The sequence below is a fragment of the Exiguobacterium sp. TDN 0502 genome (genome assembly GCF_050846835.1).
Taxonomy (GTDB): domain Bacteria; phylum Bacillota; class Bacilli; order Exiguobacteriales; family Exiguobacteriaceae; genus Exiguobacterium_A.
The window spans coordinates 66,690-83,717 of sequence record NZ_JBOZGJ010000005.1 but is presented as its reverse complement, the minus strand read 5'-3'; the positions used below and the strand labels follow the sequence as shown (position 1 = coordinate 83,717).

23 protein-coding genes are annotated in these 17,028 nt (G+C 47.8%); 7 read left to right on the top strand and 16 right to left on the bottom strand.

Annotated elements, in window-relative coordinates:
* Position 1 precedes the first annotated feature (1 nt).
* Complete coding sequence (locus tag ACRPK8_RS07510; protein WP_432237651.1) at positions 2-1,033, top strand: NAD(P)/FAD-dependent oxidoreductase; 1,032 nt, start codon at positions 2-4, stop codon at positions 1,031-1,033.
* 85 nt (positions 1,034-1,118) lie between these two features.
* Here ACRPK8_RS07510 and ACRPK8_RS07505 read toward each other — a convergent pair whose 3' ends face one another.
* On the bottom strand, positions 1,119-1,928 hold the full coding sequence (locus tag ACRPK8_RS07505; protein WP_432237650.1) for an alpha/beta fold hydrolase: 810 nt from the start codon (positions 1,926-1,928) through the stop codon (positions 1,119-1,121).
* 155 nt (positions 1,929-2,083) lie between these two features.
* Between ACRPK8_RS07505 and ACRPK8_RS07500 the strand changes: the two genes are divergently transcribed.
* Positions 2,084-3,352, top strand: coding sequence for a hypothetical protein (locus ACRPK8_RS07500; protein WP_432237649.1), 1,269 nt, complete (start codon positions 2,084-2,086; stop codon positions 3,350-3,352).
* The gene (locus ACRPK8_RS07495; protein WP_432237648.1) at positions 3,349-4,641 is read left to right on the top strand and encodes a hypothetical protein; all 1,293 of its coding nucleotides are present in this window, start codon (positions 3,349-3,351) and stop codon (positions 4,639-4,641) included. Before ACRPK8_RS07500 ends, ACRPK8_RS07495 begins: the two co-directional genes overlap by 4 nt.
* On the opposite strand, the gene ACRPK8_RS07490 is transcribed toward ACRPK8_RS07495, so the two are convergent.
* The 4 genes from ACRPK8_RS07490 to ACRPK8_RS07475 all read right to left on the bottom strand — a co-directional run bounded on the left by ACRPK8_RS07490 (position 4,612) and on the right by ACRPK8_RS07475 (position 6,375).
* Positions 4,612-4,848 carry a hypothetical protein gene (locus tag ACRPK8_RS07490; RefSeq protein ID WP_432237647.1) on the bottom strand — a complete coding sequence of 79 codons (237 nt, stop codon included), beginning with the start codon at positions 4,846-4,848 and terminating at the stop codon, positions 4,612-4,614. The two genes, ACRPK8_RS07495 and ACRPK8_RS07490, sit on opposite strands and share 30 nt — an antisense overlap.
* A gap of 114 nt (positions 4,849-4,962) precedes the next feature.
* Positions 4,963-5,292: an antibiotic biosynthesis monooxygenase gene (locus tag ACRPK8_RS07485; protein WP_432237646.1), complete on the bottom strand. Its 330-nt coding sequence runs from the start codon at positions 5,290-5,292 to the stop codon at positions 4,963-4,965.
* 31 nt (positions 5,293-5,323) lie between these two features.
* Entirely contained in the window at positions 5,324-5,947 is a 624-nt protein-coding gene (locus ACRPK8_RS07480; RefSeq protein WP_432237645.1) for a hypothetical protein, read from the bottom strand.
* Positions 5,947-6,375 (bottom strand): GNAT family N-acetyltransferase, encoded by a 429-nt coding sequence (locus ACRPK8_RS07475; RefSeq protein WP_432237644.1) that lies wholly within the window; start codon positions 6,373-6,375, stop codon positions 5,947-5,949. The genes ACRPK8_RS07480 and ACRPK8_RS07475 overlap by 1 nt, the downstream gene beginning before the upstream one ends.
* A gap of 44 nt (positions 6,376-6,419) precedes the next feature.
* Between ACRPK8_RS07475 and ACRPK8_RS07470 the strand changes: the two genes are divergently transcribed.
* On the top strand, positions 6,420-7,205 hold the full coding sequence (locus ACRPK8_RS07470) for a pentapeptide repeat-containing protein (RefSeq protein WP_432237643.1): 786 nt from the start codon (positions 6,420-6,422) through the stop codon (positions 7,203-7,205).
* Between the two features lie 71 nt (positions 7,206-7,276).
* On the opposite strand, the gene ACRPK8_RS07465 is transcribed toward ACRPK8_RS07470, so the two are convergent.
* Positions 7,277-8,062: a nucleotidyltransferase domain-containing protein gene (locus tag ACRPK8_RS07465; RefSeq protein WP_432237642.1), complete on the bottom strand. Its 786-nt coding sequence runs from the start codon at positions 8,060-8,062 to the stop codon at positions 7,277-7,279.
* Positions 7,989-8,462 carry a hypothetical protein gene (locus ACRPK8_RS07460; protein WP_432237641.1) on the bottom strand — a complete coding sequence of 158 codons (474 nt, stop codon included), beginning with the start codon at positions 8,460-8,462 and terminating at the stop codon, positions 7,989-7,991. The genes ACRPK8_RS07465 and ACRPK8_RS07460 overlap by 74 nt, the downstream gene beginning before the upstream one ends.
* Positions 8,463-8,660: 198 nt before the next feature.
* On the opposite strand from ACRPK8_RS07460, the gene ACRPK8_RS07455 reads away from it, so the two are divergent.
* On the top strand, positions 8,661-9,215 hold the full coding sequence (locus ACRPK8_RS07455; protein ID WP_432237640.1) for a recombinase family protein: 555 nt from the start codon (positions 8,661-8,663) through the stop codon (positions 9,213-9,215).
* A 43-nt stretch (positions 9,216-9,258) separates the two neighbouring features.
* Here ACRPK8_RS07455 and ACRPK8_RS07450 read toward each other — a convergent pair whose 3' ends face one another.
* Positions 9,259-9,666 carry a hypothetical protein gene (locus tag ACRPK8_RS07450; RefSeq protein ID WP_432237639.1) on the bottom strand — a complete coding sequence of 136 codons (408 nt, stop codon included), beginning with the start codon at positions 9,664-9,666 and terminating at the stop codon, positions 9,259-9,261.
* Between the two features lie 145 nt (positions 9,667-9,811).
* On the opposite strand from ACRPK8_RS07450, the gene ACRPK8_RS07445 reads away from it, so the two are divergent.
* A complete protein-coding gene (locus ACRPK8_RS07445; protein WP_432237638.1) occupies positions 9,812-10,195 on the top strand; it encodes a hypothetical protein in 384 nt (127 codons plus the stop codon).
* Between the two features lie 17 nt (positions 10,196-10,212).
* Here the strand turns inward: ACRPK8_RS07445 and ACRPK8_RS07440 are convergent, their stop codons facing one another.
* Positions 10,213-10,740, bottom strand: a complete 528-nt coding sequence (locus ACRPK8_RS07440; RefSeq protein WP_432237637.1) for a hypothetical protein — start codon at positions 10,738-10,740, stop codon at positions 10,213-10,215.
* Positions 10,741-10,848: 108 nt separating this feature from the next.
* Here ACRPK8_RS07440 and ACRPK8_RS07435 point away from each other — a divergent pair, with 108 nt between their 5' ends.
* Positions 10,849-11,448: a TetR/AcrR family transcriptional regulator gene (locus ACRPK8_RS07435; protein WP_432237636.1), complete on the top strand. Its 600-nt coding sequence runs from the start codon at positions 10,849-10,851 to the stop codon at positions 11,446-11,448.
* A 40-nt stretch (positions 11,449-11,488) separates the two neighbouring features.
* On the opposite strand, the gene ACRPK8_RS07430 is transcribed toward ACRPK8_RS07435, so the two are convergent.
* The 7 genes from ACRPK8_RS07430 to ACRPK8_RS07400 form a co-directional block, all read right to left on the bottom strand.
* The gene (locus tag ACRPK8_RS07430; RefSeq protein ID WP_432237635.1) at positions 11,489-12,778 is read right to left on the bottom strand and encodes an MATE family efflux transporter; all 1,290 of its coding nucleotides are present in this window, start codon (positions 12,776-12,778) and stop codon (positions 11,489-11,491) included.
* Positions 12,779-13,114: 336 nt separating this feature from the next.
* A complete protein-coding gene (locus ACRPK8_RS07425) occupies positions 13,115-14,029 on the bottom strand; it encodes a methyl-accepting chemotaxis protein (protein WP_432237634.1) in 915 nt (304 codons plus the stop codon).
* A 116-nt stretch (positions 14,030-14,145) separates the two neighbouring features.
* Positions 14,146-14,904 carry a glucose 1-dehydrogenase gene (locus ACRPK8_RS07420; protein WP_432237633.1) on the bottom strand — a complete coding sequence of 253 codons (759 nt, stop codon included), beginning with the start codon at positions 14,902-14,904 and terminating at the stop codon, positions 14,146-14,148.
* 122 nt (positions 14,905-15,026) lie between these two features.
* Positions 15,027-15,464 carry an Asp23/Gls24 family envelope stress response protein gene (locus tag ACRPK8_RS07415; protein ID WP_432237632.1) on the bottom strand — a complete coding sequence of 146 codons (438 nt, stop codon included), beginning with the start codon at positions 15,462-15,464 and terminating at the stop codon, positions 15,027-15,029.
* A gap of 42 nt (positions 15,465-15,506) precedes the next feature.
* Complete coding sequence (locus ACRPK8_RS07410) at positions 15,507-15,713, bottom strand: DUF2273 domain-containing protein (RefSeq protein ID WP_432237631.1); 207 nt, start codon at positions 15,711-15,713, stop codon at positions 15,507-15,509.
* Between the two features lie 15 nt (positions 15,714-15,728).
* The gene (amaP, locus tag ACRPK8_RS07405) at positions 15,729-16,271 is read right to left on the bottom strand and encodes an alkaline shock response membrane anchor protein AmaP (protein ID WP_432237630.1); all 543 of its coding nucleotides are present in this window, start codon (positions 16,269-16,271) and stop codon (positions 15,729-15,731) included.
* A 246-nt stretch (positions 16,272-16,517) separates the two neighbouring features.
* Positions 16,518-17,003 (bottom strand): hypothetical protein, encoded by a 486-nt coding sequence (locus ACRPK8_RS07400; protein WP_432237629.1) that lies wholly within the window; start codon positions 17,001-17,003, stop codon positions 16,518-16,520.
* Positions 17,004-17,028 lie beyond the last annotated feature (25 nt).

The window sequence follows — 17,028 nt, the reverse complement described above, 5'->3', positions numbered from 1 at the left end:
CATGAAACGAATCCTCTTGATTGGTGCAGGGCACGCTCACCTGCATTGTATTACACACGGACCAACAGAAGACGTCGAGTGGCTCGTCTTAAATGCCTCGACGCATCAATATTACTCGGGCATGTACTCCGGGCTTGCTGATGGGACTTATACGATGGACGACATCCGTGTGGATGTTCCCGCGCTTTGCGAAGCCCACGATAAATCGTTCATCGAAGAGACTGTCGTCAAAATCGATCCGGTTAACAAAATCGTCACGGGCATTTCAGGAAGACATTATGTCTATGACGTCGTTTCGGTCAATATCGGATCATTCGATTGGTACGAAGATTCGCACCGCTTATCGATCAAACCGAATTATCGACTACCGGATACGCTGGCACGTCTGCAACAGGCGAAGCATCCGGTCTTGATCGGGAGCGGAGCAGCGGCCGTCGAAATGGCTGCGTCCTTAAAAGCATCGGGTATACCAATCACCCTGATCACGGATCCAGAGTTACTTTCAGGGCATCCAGCAGCGGAAGTGATTGCGAGACGTTTAAAAGAACTCGATGTACACTGGATTCAGGAACGTCCTCTACATGACGAACTACCACTTCGCTTCGAGCATCATCGACCGATTGATTCGGACGCGATCATCCGCTTGACAGGTGCGAAAGCACCGGCGTTATTTAAAAACAGTCACCTTTTCACGGATAATGGGTTTTTACTCGTCAATGAGCACTTACAAGCGCTCGATCATCCGAGTCTGTTTGCTGCGGGTGACGCTGCGACACTCGTCGCCTATCCCGACATCCCGAAAAACGGCGTCACAGCTGTCCGGCAAGCACCGGTTTTGCTTGCGAACCTCTTACGATTCATGCAGGACGAGGCGCTTCGGTCATATCATCCTCAAAAACGCTACCTGACGATTTTATCAATGGGACCATGGCATGCCGTTTCGATGTACGGGAACTACTACACGACCAACCCGTTTGGTTGGTATCTGAAACGCTGGATCGATCAACGGTTCATGCGCAAATATCGTCTTTAAAAGTATGCGCCGGCGCATACTTTTTTTGTAGACGAAAAACAAGCAACGGACGCTAGTCCATTGCTTGTTTAATCGGTTAGACGATTCATTCACCCTTAATATACGACACCAATGTGTCATTGAACTTATCTTGTTCATCGAGTACGGTACCATGCCCACTCTCTTCGAAGACTTCGAGTCGTGCATGGGGAATCTCCTGTTGCATCGCTTCTGCGAACTCAAACGGACAAACCTGGTCTTTTCTTCCGTGGATGATGAGGGTATCGACTTTAATGTCCCCAAGTTTCCCCCGTAAATCCTCATCGCGTAAGGCAATGGCAGATTGAATCGTCCCATGCGAGGAAGCGGCAAGGCTTAGTCCGTAGAACCATTGCTGAAGCGGCTCCGGATGATCCTTTTCAAAGAAGATTTCACCGAATCCTTTGAGCATTGCGGTCCGGTCTTGTTTCGTATCCGCGATTAAATCATCGACTTCTTGTTTCGTCATGCCGTACGGGAAACCATCCCGTTGCGTAAAGACAGGAGCAGCAGCACCAGCCAGGACCAGCTTGTTGACCTTTTGATCCCCGTAATGCAAGAGATAGGACAAGGCGATTCCTCCTCCCATCGAGAAACCGAGAAGTGTCACGTTCGTTAACTTCAATTGTTCGATGACTTCATTGACATCTGATGCCATCGTCTTATAGTCATAACCGGTCGCCGGGGCGTCCGACTTCCCGTACCCGCGGTAATCAATCCCAACATAGCGGTACCCTTCATCAAGCAATCGGTTCTTCTGATATTCGAACATGTTATTATTCGCCGGCCAGCCATGTAAAAAGACGACCGGTTGACCCGTTCCAACGTCTTCGACATAAATCTTCGTTCCATCTACAGCTTGAATGAATGTACCCACTTGTAAAAACCCCCATAGTAATAGATTGACGTGCATGCATCTATTATTCCCGAGTCAAGGGATGTCAAACATCTTGATGTTAAAACATTATAGAAAATTCTGTCTATTCTAGAAATTATGGTAAAATATAGACAATCGTATAAAGGAGGTTTTTCATGAAACGCTATATACATACCGGTATTCTTGTAGGAGCAGTTCTCCTTGCCGGATGCGGAAAAGAAAACTATTTAAATCTTACATATGATGTGAATTACTGGGGTGGCATTTCGACTTCCATTACAGGTCAAGAGATACCGGATCTCCCGAAAAAACAAACAGCGGCTTTGTTGAAGGTTTGTCAGCAAAAACCTGACATGATGCACTTACCTGACCGGTATACACAACATGAAGGATTTAACTTATACTTCCTGCCTGCGAGTGTCCAAGGTCGCGAGTTTCAACACGTCCGTTTCTTATCAGACGAAACCAATGACTATCTGGCCTGCCAGCCGATCCGCCACGCGAATTATGCAGTCCATCAGATCAAGCGAAGTGATTATCCGTTCGTCAACTGGTCAAAACAACCGGTTAAAACTAAATCGACCGTCGTTCGCTTTGGACCCGTTCCAAAAGAAGTTCTCGCTCAGCAAAAACAGGAAAACGAGGAGCGGAAAGAAATAAAAGAACTCGGACGGTATCTCTTCCCTTCCTATCAACTATCTTTGCCACCAGAAGGACAACTCGTCGTCTACATGAAAGAGAAAGGCAAAGATAAAGAACATACACTGTTTGAGACGACCGAGTCACTGACTGGGTCCGAATTGAATCTGGCTTTTCGCGATAGTCCGACTGGTGGTGTCCAACAATCAGCGATCGAACTGATGGTCAGTGGTGACCTTGTCGGATTCCCTTCGGCGATTCAAGAACATGTTAATGGACAAACCTATCAGATTGAGCGGAAGCAACTTCCAGATAGCCTTGAGACGGGGCAAACCGTCCCGTTCGCGACTGTTCGGAAACAAGAGGACGGAAAAATCGTCCAAGAAACATCAATTTATCTGCGTTTTAATAAAACCTACACAAAACCTATGAATTACGATTATGGATTTCTTCAAGCATCCTCAACCGGTTATGTCGGTTTCATCCATCAATCACCAAAACAGCTCGTTGATAGCGATTATAAATATGTCTCAACAATCCCGGATCAACTGGCAAAAAAAATCGCTCAGGAATTAAAAGAGACTGAAGTGATGGAGCCGCAAGGCACAAAACTAAAGCAGAAAAAATTAACCTTGATGCGCCAAGGAAAAAGCCAAACGTTTGAGTTATTCGAACGCAAACGCGCCAAAAAGCTTGAAATCTATGTCGTTAAATCAGGATCAAAGACCGGTGCAAAGTTGTCGGGTTCGACAAGTCAAACACTTAGCGAGGTGCTCAACCAATGAAACGTCACTGGATCGGATTAACACTCGGAGCAACGCTTGCGTTAAGCGGTTGTCAAAGTGATGCGCCGAATTTCAAATGGAGTTATTTGTCTCAAATGTATGATGGAGGACAGTTCGGTAATCAAAAATCTCGGACATTATCTGCTAAGGAACGAACTGTCATTCAAGAAACATGCGCGTCGAAAGCGACCGACGCTCCAGCCGCTTACTCTGTCGGCGGCATCTATTCCGTCATGATGACGAACCCGTTCGAGGATTATGAAGGTCGAACCGTTCGGTACGTGAAAGCTGGGAAAAAGACGTATTTATATTGTCAGTCATCGTTTAAAGGCGGGTACTATCCGTTAGCAAAGAAAAACGATATCTTCAAAAAGACTGCTCTGACTCAACAACGGAAGGACTTTAGCATGAAGCCTGTCGTGCTAAAAAAAGACGACTGGTTTAATCCGGATGAGAAGATCGCAGACCACTCTGCTCGAACATTAGAACTTCCAGGATCCGGTTACCTCGTCATCGAGGCGACGGATATCACAAAAAAAGAGGCACGGACGACGACTTTCGTATACGCGAATTCGCTGACACCGTTCACCCGTGATGTTAATCTCTATCTTGTCTACAATCAACAATTCGATTCGACTTATGACGTTTCGGTTCGAATCCCGCAGTTGTATGGTGGGCGCCGTGCGGAACACCCGATCCATTCCATGAAGCAGCCAGGGAAGGTCCGGTTCATTTCCGGTGACGGCACACCGGAGCATTACGGTACGCTCATCGCAACGGAGAAAAACGGACGCGAGTTCCGCTATGAATTATCGATTCGACATACGATGGAACAACCGACTGAACTTCAAGAACCGGAGCAAACGACAGAGGATCTTGTTATGAATACCCAAGACGAGACACTGATCCATCAAAAACAGTTTTCGCATATTCGTTTTGAAGAAGAGGATCAAGGTCAATTTAATTCGGGAGAAGACTTAGATTGGAAAAACATGATCATGATGACGAGTGATGAATCCGGAAGATTAAAAAAAGCCATCAAGACGAGTGAACAGGCTGATGTGCGGGGAAAACGGGCGAAGTGGAAATACTTAACGTTCCGAAACGGCGTGCAGGGACAACAATACGAAGTTTATCTCGATAAACGCGTCAAAAAGACCGACATCTATTTAAAGGATTCAAAGCGTGACGTGTCGATTCACTTATCGGCAACAGGTCGTGATATCCTCCTTCCATTGTTCAAGCAGTATGAAAATGACTCAAACCATGAAGACGAGGTGCTGCAGTAAATAAATCAAAGAACACCAAAAGATGAAGGCAATCCCTTCTCGTAACCACTCTTTTCGCGTCAACGGTTCACGTAAAAACGACACACAGGCAAATAGTATGACGAAGAAATAGAGATAGATGAACCCGCCGCTTGTCAAGAAACCGAACAGCAGAATCATACCACTTAGTACGGACAGCAGTGAGACGACAGGTTTCCGATACACCATGAGACGCCACCCCGTTTCATCTGTTTTGTTAGAATATACCCAGATTACGGAAAAACAATCTAATGTATTGTACAGACAAGACCCCTAAGAGGATTCCTCTCAGGGGTCTTGTCATTATTGTGTTGCGGAACTGTGGTCAGCGACGATCGCATATTCCGTGACGGTATTCGACGTCACGAGCGGTTTGACTTCCGACGTTCCGTTATCCCGCTTATGGTGCACGCCTTTGTACGCTTGACTCTCCTGCCATGCATGGAATGCTGCTTGATTCGACCAGGTCGTCATGATCGTGACGATGTCCTCCTGCTCCCGGCTGATATCAACGAGGACTTGCATCCGGTGAAATCCTTCCATCCGTTCAATTCCTTTCGTCGTCTTAAAGCGTGCTGCGACTTGATCTGCCGCACCTTTGACGACGTGTAACTCGTTCATGACGATCCACATGTTCCCTTCCCCCTTTTTCGTATTCAGTATACTAGAAGTCACGGGTCGTAGAAAATACGGATGCGTTATCACTTGGTAACGTCAGACGCTGGATTGTCTCTTTTCCGTCGACATCCGTCGCAATCATCTCAAAGTAGAGCGAATGCGGGAACGCGTCCGGCAATGGCTGAACGGTATGAAAACGCTCCTGACCGGCTACCGACAGCGAGCGTTGCATCGGACGCAGCGGTTCATCTCCGTCAGCAGTCGACTTAAATGGCTCGAATCGGATTGTCTGCAGCTGCTTCGACGCATTCATACCGTAAGCAATAAGATACCGTCCTTCTGTCGTTGTCAGCAATCGACCTTCGAACCAGTCCGCTTCCGTCGTCTGCTTCGAGCGAATGATTCGATCGATTCGTTGTTCGTCGCCTGATTGACGAAGCATGACAAACAATCGATCTTGCTTCGATTCCAGATAGGCGACGGCATAATGCTCAGACAGTCGTTCGACGAAGTAGACGTCGCGTGCATCAACCGCTGTACGCGTCATCTTTGAATAGAGTTGAGCGACTTGTTGCGCCGTGAACGAACTGGTCGCTTGATGTTGCTGCATGCCCGTCAACGTTCCAAGTGTTAGTCCGACGACTAAGATGAAGAGGAGTCGCCGTTTCATCAGTCGACCTGTTTGACGAGCAGATGATAGCTCATCCCTGGTGGATAGTCATCGATTCGTCCGACTTCGACGAATCCCTGTCGTTCATAAAACGGAAGCGCTTGAAACGAGAACGTCTCAACACGGATGTGCTTGACACCCGCTTCACGTGCCCATGTTTCTAGTCGTTTGAATAACGTTGCACCTAGCCCGCTCCTCCGCTCTTCCTCAACGACGAAGAACCATTCAATATGTAACCAGCCCCAGTACATTTCCCCTGAAATACCACCGATCGGTTGATCGACACGTGTCGCAAGTAATGTGACGGCTTGTGTTCCCTCAGAGCGTTTCATCGCATGAAATGGTGAATGCTCGACATTGTGTTGACGCACTTGTTGTCGAATCCAGTCCTGTCCGTCCTCATTTTCATTTAGTTGAAATTGCAGCATAGCCGAACTCCTTTCTTGTTATAGTAGTAATGGAGGTGAATTCGATGGAGCCTACGTTCCAGATTGATTGTACGAAGTGTTTTGGTTTATGTTGTACAGCACTCGCTTTTTCGAAATCCAGTGATTTTGGTCATGACAAACCGGAAGCAACACCGTGTCGTAATCTTGATACGAATTACAGCTGTCGTATCCATGACCGGTTACGCGACAGTGGCTACAAAGGCTGTACCGTCTATGACTGTTTCGGTGCTGGACAGCATCTGTCACAGCAGACGTTCCAAGGCGATGATGCACCCGATCGACGCCAAGCGATCTATGCTGCCTTCCCGAAGATGGTTCATTTGTTTGAGATGATGTGGTACATAACCGACGGGAAACGCGAAGTCACGCGTGACATCCACGATCAACTCGATGAAACACTTGCCGCACTGACCCGGTACGCGGCATTACCAGCCGATCAATTTGAACGACTTGATGTGATATCCGTTCGTCAAACCGTCCGATCACTCCTTGAGATGGTCGCATCACGTGTTCAAGCTCAGTATAGCGGAAGACGCGACCAGACACCACGTGACTGGGTCGGAAAACAGTTACCCGGTCGTGATTTTTCAGGTACCAGTTTTCAGAACCAGTGGTTGCTCGCGACGAACTTATCAAATAGCCGCTTGCGCGGGGTAAACTTTCTCGGGGCTGATTTGCGAGACTGTAACGTCACAGGCGCGGATTTGACGGATGCGCTCTTTTTGACACAAGCACAAATCAATGCAGCAATCGGCAATGCGGCGACACAGTTACCGAATCGTTTGCTCCGTCCATCCCATTGGCGTTAAACAGAAGTGAACGATAAAGAGGCACGTTTTCGGTCGATTGATCCGAAAGCGTGCCTCCTTTTGAATGCTTGTTATTGTTTACCGAGCGTAAAACCGTTAAAGTAACGTCCGCCAAACGGTGCAAGATAAGCATCGATTAACGCGATGACTTCTCGTCGGTCACCCGATTGGTAATACAGCTCGAATGCCATTGTATGTCGGCTGGCATAGTCTTCGTCAAACTCTGCAAGAGCGCGAATCGCCCACTTCCCTTGACCGATGTAGCAACGATTAGCGCGTAGGATAAATTCGATGCTCTGTTCATACAAACGCGACGCAATCGCAAGACCTTCCGCGCGGTTCACTACACTCTCGAAATCGTCGAGTAAATCACTTAAAAAATACCGGGCGCGCTCTTGTTCCGAATTCGTCCAAGCGATCGGTCCGTCCGCTAATTGTTGAATGGCTTCCTGACGGATAGATGCAACGTGTGGATGATCCTTGATCGTCCAGCTGTCAGCAATCATTCGTTGCAGGGACGGGCGACCACGTTCCCGGTCACGCTCGAAAAACGGCACGATCGTCTCAAAGGAATGGATGAATGCTTCGACCGGGACACCGTCATGGATGAACGACTCCCGAAACGCTTGTCGTCGACTTGTTTCAAAGATGATCACATCGACGTCTGACTGAGCAGTCGCCTGCCCGCGCGTATGACTGCCGGTGAGCAAAACGGCACAGTGACCCGGGTAACGTGACGTAACGAGCGGCATGATCCAGTCACACCACTCATCACGTGTCCACTCAATCTTCAATTTGTTCACCAATGCCGGAGAAGACAGCGAGCTCGTCACCCGGTACGGCAACGATCGTTGCATCGGCCCGGTGTGGAGCGAGACCGATATCGATCGCCCATGACTCGTAATATGTATCCGATCCGTTCAAGACGAGCGTTTGTCCGTTGCTGAATGTTAAGAATAGATGTGGCGCGGTCTTACCGATCCGTACACCAGTGATCCGTTCTGCATGAAGCGAGACGATCAAGTGCAACATCTCTTCCTTCGTTGCATGACGGACGACCCAATCTTGCGTCGTCTCGACATCCCCATAAAATAGACGGTCCGTCTCGATCCGGAGTCGGAGTTCAGGAGCTGTCGTATCAAATAGATTGATGAATTCGAGCGTGACGTATCCTGCGACATGGACCGTCGCCAATTGCGTTCCGACGAAATACGTCGTCAAGAGTTGACGGGCGAGTTGATGATCTTCTTTGTTCATGATGAGCACCTCATTTAAAAAGAATGAATGATAGGGGGATGAGTCGGAAAACTTACTTCCACTCAATTTACCACAAATTAGTCGATACGAACATGAGAAGAAAGGCGTGTTTTCAGTTTTCTACGGCACAGAGACGAGAATACGGTATACTGAGGAGGAACTGACGTCGATCTTGATCGACAGAGAGGAGCTCCATTCATGCAATATTTCTATATGAGACCCTATCCGGATGATCCAGATTGTGCTGTTCAACAAGCCGAAGCGGATCAGATTGATGTAACACGACGCGTCATCGAGTCCCATGACTCGGCAAAACGGCGGACGGAACTGGAACAGATGCTGAAGGCACTCGAGCCGGGAGATGAGGTCGTCGTCACGCATTTATATGTCCTTGCCGACTCGACCCGCCATCTCATCGAGTTACTGGAACAGATGGAGGAAACCGGTGCGTCCTTATGGTCGCTTCGTGAACAGATCCGGACGAAGGAATCCGCTTCCTTAAACTTCCTCGAGACAGCTCGCCACCTGGTACAGTTACAAAGTGACGTCATCAGCATGTCGACGCGTGCTGGACTAACAAAAGCTAAAGAACAAGGAAAACAGACGGGGCGTCCCCGTAAACCGGATGAGAATGTCCGCCGGGCGATCGCGATGTATCAAAGTAAAAATCATTCACTCGCTGATATCCGAGAACAAACAGGAATCAGTAAGAGTACCCTGTACCGCTATCTCGAGAGCGAAACGATTGATTAATCCGACAGACAAAGGCTGACTCCATCAGGAATCAGCCTTTTCTTTAGCTATGCTGTTTTAACGTGTTACCGAGCCATTTTTGTAGAGCTTTTCCGCCTTCATAAAACGAACTGTCTCGTAACTCATACGTATGACCGCCTTGTTCAATCAAGTCGAGGAACGTATTCCCGACGTCCCGATTTTCCCATTTCCGCTGATCGGTCAAATATTTGAACCCGAAGTTGCATTCGACGTTGAAGATGATATGGAATGGTTCCTTAAACGATTGAACGGCGCGGATCATCTCAATCAAGATCATCCGTTTCGGTGATGACGCTTCAAACGTATCGAACAGTGTCGTCCGGCGTCCATGAAACTCGATGACGCGGATGGCTTTTCCGGTATCGGCTTTAAAATCATAACTCGTTCGGATTGAAACGATGATTTCACGTTGATCGGATTGTGCTGGCATGGTGTATCGCTTCCTTTCTCTCGGTCGATTATAGCATGGACTTCGACAGTTGTAACAGAGGTCGTTGATTCAGCCTCAAGAAGGATTGTCGTACCCTAAAATTTGTCTTATACTAAAATTACCAAATACATAAAGGAGCGTTTCTGTGAAACATCTATTTTCAATCCTTCTCTCGGCTTGTCTCCTGTTCACTGGAAGCTATTGTGCTTTAGACGCACGAACCGATGAACCCCACTTTAAATCACGCGCCCGCTCCATCTCCACTTATCACACTTTTGATATTGAATACACAAAGGGATTGCGGAAAGATCAAGTCTCGAACCGGACCGTCACCGTAACGGATTCGAATGGAGAACGGATGCAGACTGAAATTGAGATTCTTGATGGCAAGGAAATCCGGATCAAACCACCGCGCACTGGATACAAAAAAGGACGTCGCTACATCATCCACATTCGGGATTCAATCGACGCCCGGAAACAAGTACATACGAATACGATTCGGGAACGAACCTTCACTGTCGACCGCTGACAGCCAAGGTTCGTTTTTTATTTGGACCGAGCCGGAAACACCGTGTAACTCATCGAAATGACACCATCGATCACGAGGACAAGTCCCCACAGTTGTAACGTCCGTAAGAGACTTTCCGTTTGTTCGGTATTTCCGAGCCAAAGAATCATGGCTCCGAGTAAGGCACCGCCAATCAAGAATGCCAGGATGTGCCGATAGAATCCGTTTCGTTCTTTACGTGCTCGTGAAATCCGCTCCCGAGATACTTGTTCTCGCAAAATAATTCGTCGATACATCTTATCCGCCCAGGCAATCATCTGCTTTCCGAATGCGAGTGAGACGCCGATGTAGATCGCAGCAAGTCCGTGTGCAAGCGTCGCTGTACTACCGCGACTTAAGTCAAACACCGTTAAGACGAGTAAAACGATATCAATGACGGGTGACATTGCCATCAATCGAAAGCCGAGTTTCTCTCGCCTGAACCCATAACGAACAATTAACCCTGCAACGATGAAGACCCAAAATAGAATTTCACAACAAATGATTGCCCACGCGACGAGTTGCATGTGATCCTCCCCTTTTTAATACGACTGTATTATAAAGATAACATGCCTTTTAGCGAATGAATAGTCTTTTTAATACATTTGTGCTAAAAAAGATGATATACTCGATGTATGCCAAAACAAGTCAATCACGAAGAACGCAAACGCATCATTGCAGAAGCAACATGGCGAACGATTTCTCAAGTCGGGATCGAACAAGCTAGTGTCCGGACGATCGCCAAGGAAGCCGGACTGTCCCTTGGTGCCTTACGCTATTACTTCACGACCCAAGAGGAACTGCTCCGTTTCTCGATGCAACTCGTCCAGAAACGGGTTCAGGAACGCATCACTACCATTTTCGAGAAAGGAGGAACACCAGAAGAGACGTTATGCGACGTCTTACTCGAAGTCTTGCCCTACGCACCCGAGCATCAGCTGGAGATGCAGGTCTGGTTCCAATTCATGATGTCCGCGTATGCATCGCAAACGACAGAAAACCCGGACGACATCTATCAGATGTGTCAGGTCTTACTGACACGGATTCCGGACGGGACGCTCCGAGCAGGGTTAGACATCGAGCTTGAGAGCGAACGACTCGCGGCACTCGTTGATGGGTTAGCCTTTCATGCACTGTTTCGCCCGGAACGGCTCCCGAAAGAACGATTGCGCCATGTCCTTGTCCATCACTTGAATGCCTTATTCGTCCGTCCTTTAGCGATCGACGACAAATAACCCGAAGTTCCTTCATCTGCATGAGGGAACTTCGGGTTATTCATTGTTTCGCTTCGACGAGGATCAACGAGAAGGAACGAATCAAGAAGAACGTCAGAAATGCTGCCCAGACACCCTGATTTCCAAAAGTCGGTGTCAGCAGGAGTACGACCGCAAAACCAATCCCTGCTTGAATCATCGAGTTCCGGACCGGTGTTGCCTCGACACGTCCGGCAAAAATTCCTTCGTAAATCATCGCCCACCCGGCAATCAGCGGTAGGATGATGATCCAGAAATAATAGTCGCGTGCCGCGTCAAGTATCGTCTCTTCTGAAGTGAATAAATGAAGAAGCGGTGTCTCAAGGAAGAGGAGCACAAATGACCAGAAGACGACCGAGTAGAACCCGAACGTCCGTGCTAAACGGACACTCTTTCGGTATCCAGTTTGATCCTGATTCCCTCTCGCCCGACCGACGAGAACGGTTGAGGCGTGACCGAGTCCACCGAACCAGTAAGAGATCAGATACTGGATTTGCAGTAAGATGGCATTGGCTGCGAGGATGTCCGGTCCAAATTGTCCCCCCGCTCGCGTAAACCAGCCGGTGACGAGTAACAGGAAAATCGTTCGGATGAACAGATCACGATTGACGCGAAAGAATTGTCGGTAAGCCTGCCAATCCGTCAAGGCACGCAGTTCGGCGCGTGTCATCGACAACTGACTTCGAATCAGATAGAGACTGCAGACGACGATGCTGATTTCTGCAATGACGGTCGCCATCGCGATTCCGGCAACACCAGCATTCAGTCCGTAGACGAATCCGATATCGAGCACGACATTGACCCCGATACTGAACAATTGGACGAATAAGGCATGTTTGACCTGCCCGGTACCAATCAACCAGCCAAGTAACGCATAGCCCATCAACACGAATGGTGCGCCAATCATCCGGTATGAGATGTACGTCTTGACCGAATCGAGCAAATCAGCGGGAGGTGCTAGTAAGTAGAGTCCCATCTGTTCAAGCGGCTGGCGGAACAATAGAATGAGTAGACCGATACAGGCTGCTAGGAACAGCGGTCGGTAGAGTGATGTCCGTAAGGCATGAACGTCATTTGCGCCGCTTGCCTGAGCACTGAATCCTGTCGTACTGACTTTTAAGAAGCCGAACAACCAATAGATCGTATTAAAGAAGACAGCACCGACCGCGATGCCGCCGATTGCTTGCGGATCACCCGATTGTCCGATGACGACAGTGTCGGTCACACCAAGCAACGGTGTCGCAATACTTGAGAGGATCAGCGGATAAGCAAGTAACCAAAACGTTTTATGATTCGGATGGCTGTTTACCATCTAAACGGGACCTCGATATGTAAAACTAAAGCCATTATTTCAGGTGTTTGTTTCATTGACTCACGACCTTCCTTAAGCATTCAGAATCAGGTAAGGATTAAGAATAGCAAATTCTTTTTCTAAAAACCATCATTTTTGTGGTAATAAGAAACACCAGAGGGTAACTTCTTGTCGTTTAAAAAATTTTTAATATGTATATGGTAATTGAAATAAAAATTCTCTTTTCTTCTTGAATCGTCCACACTTTGTCTTTATTAACAGTTTGGCAGCAGCTTTTGTTCGCTTTTCTCACAAAAAAAGAAGTCGGACACGAGGTCGACCTCTTTCTTGTGCTATTTACAAGACATCAACGAACAGTTTCGCCTGACGCTCGAGTTGTTTCGCTGAATCGGCTAACTGGTCGAACTCACTGACCGTATGTTCGAGTTGACCCGTACTGTCCTTGACCTTAGACGAAATCCGCTCGATGCTGTGCGAAACATCTTCGATTCGTTCGACGATCCCTTCGATATTTTCCTTGATTTCCCCGATGGAGTGCGACACCTTGTTCGACAGGTTTCGCACTTCCGTCGCGACGACCTCGAATCCGCGCCCATGTTCTCCGGCGCGTGCTGCCTCGATTGCCGCATTCAAGGCGAGCAGGTTCGTCTGGGCCGCGATATCCCGAATCGTCTTGACGATGTTCGTAATCGAGTTTGCATCTTTTCGCAAGGCAACAAGACTCGATAAGTTCTCGACGGATTCCGCCTCGACTTGCTGGACCGTCGCCAGCACGTTCAGACCGTCTTGTCGCCCACTCTCCGATTTGACCGTTAAAAACGCGGATGTCTCGTTGAGTTCAGCCGCCATTCGTAAGACATCCTGCTGGCGAATCGTGATGTCCGACGCAATTTTCGAGACGCCGACGACCCGTCGCCCGTCATCGGAGTAAATCGGCATATACGTCGCTTCGAGCCATTTCTGTTGTCCATCGGCGGCCCGACGTTCAATCTTATCCTGATAGGTGATGCCCTGCATCAATTTGCGCCAAAACAACTCATAATCCGGACTGTTGACGTACGCTGGAAAACAAAGATCACGGTGGTATTTACCGATTAGTTCTTCCACCTCATACCCCATCGTCCGGGCAAATAACTCATTGACATATGCGACTTTTCGTCGATCGTCAAACCGAATGATTGCCAGATTTTGTTCGATTGCTCGAATGACTTGTGTGTCGGTGATGTGTGTTGCCTGTTCCTGCATCGACATGCCGATTCCTCCCTGGATTCAAACTCAAGGTTATAATGCTCCTTTTGTCATATTATCCCTTATATCGACAAGTTCCTGCCATTTTAAACTACAATCCAGTCAATAAGATGTGTTTTTTAATACGCGCTCCATCCGCCATCCGCGACAACGATCGCCCCGTTAACGAAACTCGCCTCGTCAGACACGAGGAACAATGCCAATTTCGCGATTTCATCCGGCTGACCGGTACGCGGATTCAGCCCCATACCAAGCATCGCCCGGCCCATCCCGAATTCATTCAGATTCGTCATCGATTGTCCGATATTCGTCTCAACGGCTCCGGGTGCGATGCCGTTACACCGGATCCCCTCTCCAGCATAAAAGAAGGCGGTATTTTTCGTCAGACCGATGACGGCATGTTTCGACGCCGTATAGGCTGCTCCTGCCCGGGCACCGTTCAGACCGCCAATCGAGATGTTGTTGAGAATGACACCACCTCCAACCCCTTTGAAATGGTTGACTGCTTCCCGCATCAGCCGCATCGTGCCCGTCGTATTGACTGCAAGGACGTGGTCCCATCGTTCATCCGAAATGTCTGTCACGCCTTCCATTCCGTCCATGATGCCGGCGTTATTGACGAGAACATCCAGTTTACCGTACACCTCGATCGCTTGTTTGATGAGTTCGCCTGCCGCACTAGGCTTTGCGATATCACTTGTGACAGCCGTCGCTTCTCCACCCATAGCCGTGATATCCGAGACGACCCGTTCGCCGGTCTCTAACCGAATGTCCGCTGCGACGATCCGTGCGCCTTCTTGTGCAAACAATTTTGCCATGGCTTCCCCCATTCCAGAGCCAGCACCGGTGACGATGATCGTTTTTCCTGTGAGTCGCATCGTGAATCATCCTTTCGTTTATCGTGATACTAATCTATTCCCGTTCTCGTCATGAAATGAATCAAACGTCATGTCGATTCCATGAAAAAAGACCCGACGATTTCCGTCAGGTCTTTCCCTACTTATTGCAATTCGCGGCTTTTTTCTTCTTGTTCGTTGTTCGATTTATTTTTTGCTTCGAACTCGGCTCGTGTCATGACGTCCTCGACGTGCATGTTGACTTCGACGACTTCTAGCCCTGTCATGTCACTGATTGATTTTTTGATTTTTGCGACCGTCTCTTGGAAAATCGACGGAATGTTTTTGCCGTATTCGACGATGACTTTCAAATCGAGTGCGACTTGACGTTCACCGACTTCGGCACCGATTCCTTTTGTGATGTCTTCCGTGCTCCGGAGACGACCCGTCAGTCCACTCATGAATCCACCACTCATTGACAAGATGCCCGTCACTTCATTCGACGCAATCCCAGCGATTTTTTTGATGACTTGATCTTCGAACGTCAATTTATTCTCGCGTACCACTTCGTTTTCAGTTGTTGTGTTTACTTCGTTTGCCATTTGAAATCTCTCCTTGTGAATGTGTAGTTAGATTTATATGAATCAGTCCCGTTGAAAGAACTGAATCCACCCTTCGATATCGAGCGCACCATCGCGCCACTTTCCAATCAAGAATCCGATCGCTGCGAAGGCAACGATGAGAATTGTCGGACCAAAGCCAATCGTCAAGAATAAGATGGCGAGGATTAGACCGACAAGTCCTCCGATCAGTCGGAACCGATACGGATAGAGTACTTCTCTTGTCTTCATGTTCCCTCTCCTCCTTTAGACGACACGTTCCGATGTTTTTGTTTTTGTATCACTGATCGTGACCTTCGTACGCGTCACTGGCAATTCAAGTAAGGATTCGACGGCTTGTTTCGCTCGTTCTTGAATATCCTTTGCAATCGTCGGTAATCCCTCTTGTCCGAAGACGGAGCAGTCTACTTTTAAAGCAACTGTCTCTTTTTTCGAATGAATGTCTGCATGAACACGCGGTGTCCGTACGCCACCGATGCCACGAATCGACTCTAACGCCGTCCGTTCGATCGTTTCCTTCGAAATCGAGATCGTTCCGTCACCCGTTTGAATCAACAGACGTTGACCTTTCGAGCGGCTGAATAAACCAGTGAATAATAGAATGACGAATACGAATGCTAAAAATCCTCCGATGGATAGAACGGTATAGCTATACCATTGCTGATCCTGCCACTGCTCCATCAATGTACTGAGCCTTGGCACATCATACACACCGAGCACAAGCAGCCCAATACTGATGAGTCCGAGTATGCCTATGATGACGAGTAAGAAGCGATTGAACCCATTCATCTGCACCTCTCCTTTGCGATTGTTATCTTCTTTCACCTAGGTGATTCAACACATGAAATATTATGTGTATGGTGTGTTTATTCCCGTTCATTCGAACCCGAAACATTTAAATATACTTTCATTAAAATGTTTATTTATTCTGATTATTCAGACTGAAAACCGTTAATCAAGTGGATTATTTACTGTATTTCACGAAAAAAGACCTCTTTCAACTAAATAAGAGGTTAACGCTCCAATTATTTATCATTAAACATATATCCTGTCAATATGTTTTTGTCCCGTGATTGATTTTACATTAATCGGAAAGGCAAAATCCCCTTCGCCCTCTTTCCAGTCGGCCGTAATCTGATAGACATATCGACCGGGAATCGTCGGGACGGTAAACTGCCCGGTCTTCTTATATGTTTTCATCTTTTCATTATTCTTGTCCGACCATAAGACGACCGTGACAGACTTCGGAGTTGGTCCCTCCTCAAAACGGATTGTCAATCGGTCTTCAGAATTTGCTTGCGTACTCGGCTTGTTTTCCACTAAATCGATGGCACCCGCTTTTGCATCTGCTATCTCTCCGCGGAACATTCCTGACCAATCATACGTGCCGGTATATACTTTCACGTCACGGTCTTCAATCGTCACTTCAGGTTCCGGTGGTTGATGTCGAAATGGGTCAAGCGATAAAAACCAGCCGACTGCTATCGTCATCATCAATCCAATAAATAGATACCGTTTCATAAATAAACCTCCTATTCGATGTTTC

Coding starts and splice junctions, on each gene's coding strand:
- ACRPK8_RS07480 (WP_432237645.1), bottom strand. CDS start 5,947: ATGAAACGGCGACTCCTCTTCATCTTAGTCGTCGGACTAACACTTGGA.
- ACRPK8_RS07475 (WP_432237644.1), bottom strand. CDS start 6,375: ATGCTGCAATTTCAACTAAATGAAAATGAGGACGGACAGGACTGGATT.
- ACRPK8_RS07495 (WP_432237648.1), top strand. CDS start 3,349: ATGAAACGTCACTGGATCGGATTAACACTCGGAGCAACGCTTGCGTTA.
- amaP (WP_432237630.1), bottom strand. CDS start 16,271: ATGAATGGGTTCAATCGCTTCTTACTCGTCATCATAGGCATACTCGGA.
- ACRPK8_RS07490 (WP_432237647.1), bottom strand. CDS start 4,848: ATGGTGTATCGGAAACCTGTCGTCTCACTGCTGTCCGTACTAAGTGGT.
- ACRPK8_RS07485 (WP_432237646.1), bottom strand. CDS start 5,292: ATGTGGATCGTCATGAACGAGTTACACGTCGTCAAAGGTGCGGCAGAT.
- ACRPK8_RS07415 (WP_432237632.1), bottom strand. CDS start 15,464: ATGGCAAACGAAGTAAACACAACAACTGAAAACGAAGTGGTACGCGAG.
- ACRPK8_RS07420 (WP_432237633.1), bottom strand. CDS start 14,904: ATGCGACTCACAGGAAAAACGATCATCGTCACCGGTGCTGGCTCTGGA.
- ACRPK8_RS07455 (WP_432237640.1), top strand. CDS start 8,661: ATGCAATATTTCTATATGAGACCCTATCCGGATGATCCAGATTGTGCT.
- ACRPK8_RS07460 (WP_432237641.1), bottom strand. CDS start 8,462: ATGAACAAAGAAGATCATCAACTCGCCCGTCAACTCTTGACGACGTAT.
- ACRPK8_RS07410 (WP_432237631.1), bottom strand. CDS start 15,713: ATGAAGACAAGAGAAGTACTCTATCCGTATCGGTTCCGACTGATCGGA.
- ACRPK8_RS07425 (WP_432237634.1), bottom strand. CDS start 14,029: ATGTCGATGCAGGAACAGGCAACACACATCACCGACACACAAGTCATT.
- ACRPK8_RS07450 (WP_432237639.1), bottom strand. CDS start 9,666: ATGCCAGCACAATCCGATCAACGTGAAATCATCGTTTCAATCCGAACG.
- ACRPK8_RS07430 (WP_432237635.1), bottom strand. CDS start 12,778: ATGGTAAACAGCCATCCGAATCATAAAACGTTTTGGTTACTTGCTTAT.
- ACRPK8_RS07465 (WP_432237642.1), bottom strand. CDS start 8,062: ATGCAACGATCGTTGCCGTACCGGGTGACGAGCTCGCTGTCTTCTCCG.
- ACRPK8_RS07500 (WP_432237649.1), top strand. CDS start 2,084: ATGAAACGCTATATACATACCGGTATTCTTGTAGGAGCAGTTCTCCTT.
- ACRPK8_RS07510 (WP_432237651.1), top strand. CDS start 2: ATGAAACGAATCCTCTTGATTGGTGCAGGGCACGCTCACCTGCATTGT.
- ACRPK8_RS07435 (WP_432237636.1), top strand. CDS start 10,849: ATGCCAAAACAAGTCAATCACGAAGAACGCAAACGCATCATTGCAGAA.
- ACRPK8_RS07440 (WP_432237637.1), bottom strand. CDS start 10,740: ATGCAACTCGTCGCGTGGGCAATCATTTGTTGTGAAATTCTATTTTGG.
- ACRPK8_RS07470 (WP_432237643.1), top strand. CDS start 6,420: ATGGAGCCTACGTTCCAGATTGATTGTACGAAGTGTTTTGGTTTATGT.
- ACRPK8_RS07400 (WP_432237629.1), bottom strand. CDS start 17,003: ATGAAACGGTATCTATTTATTGGATTGATGATGACGATAGCAGTCGGC.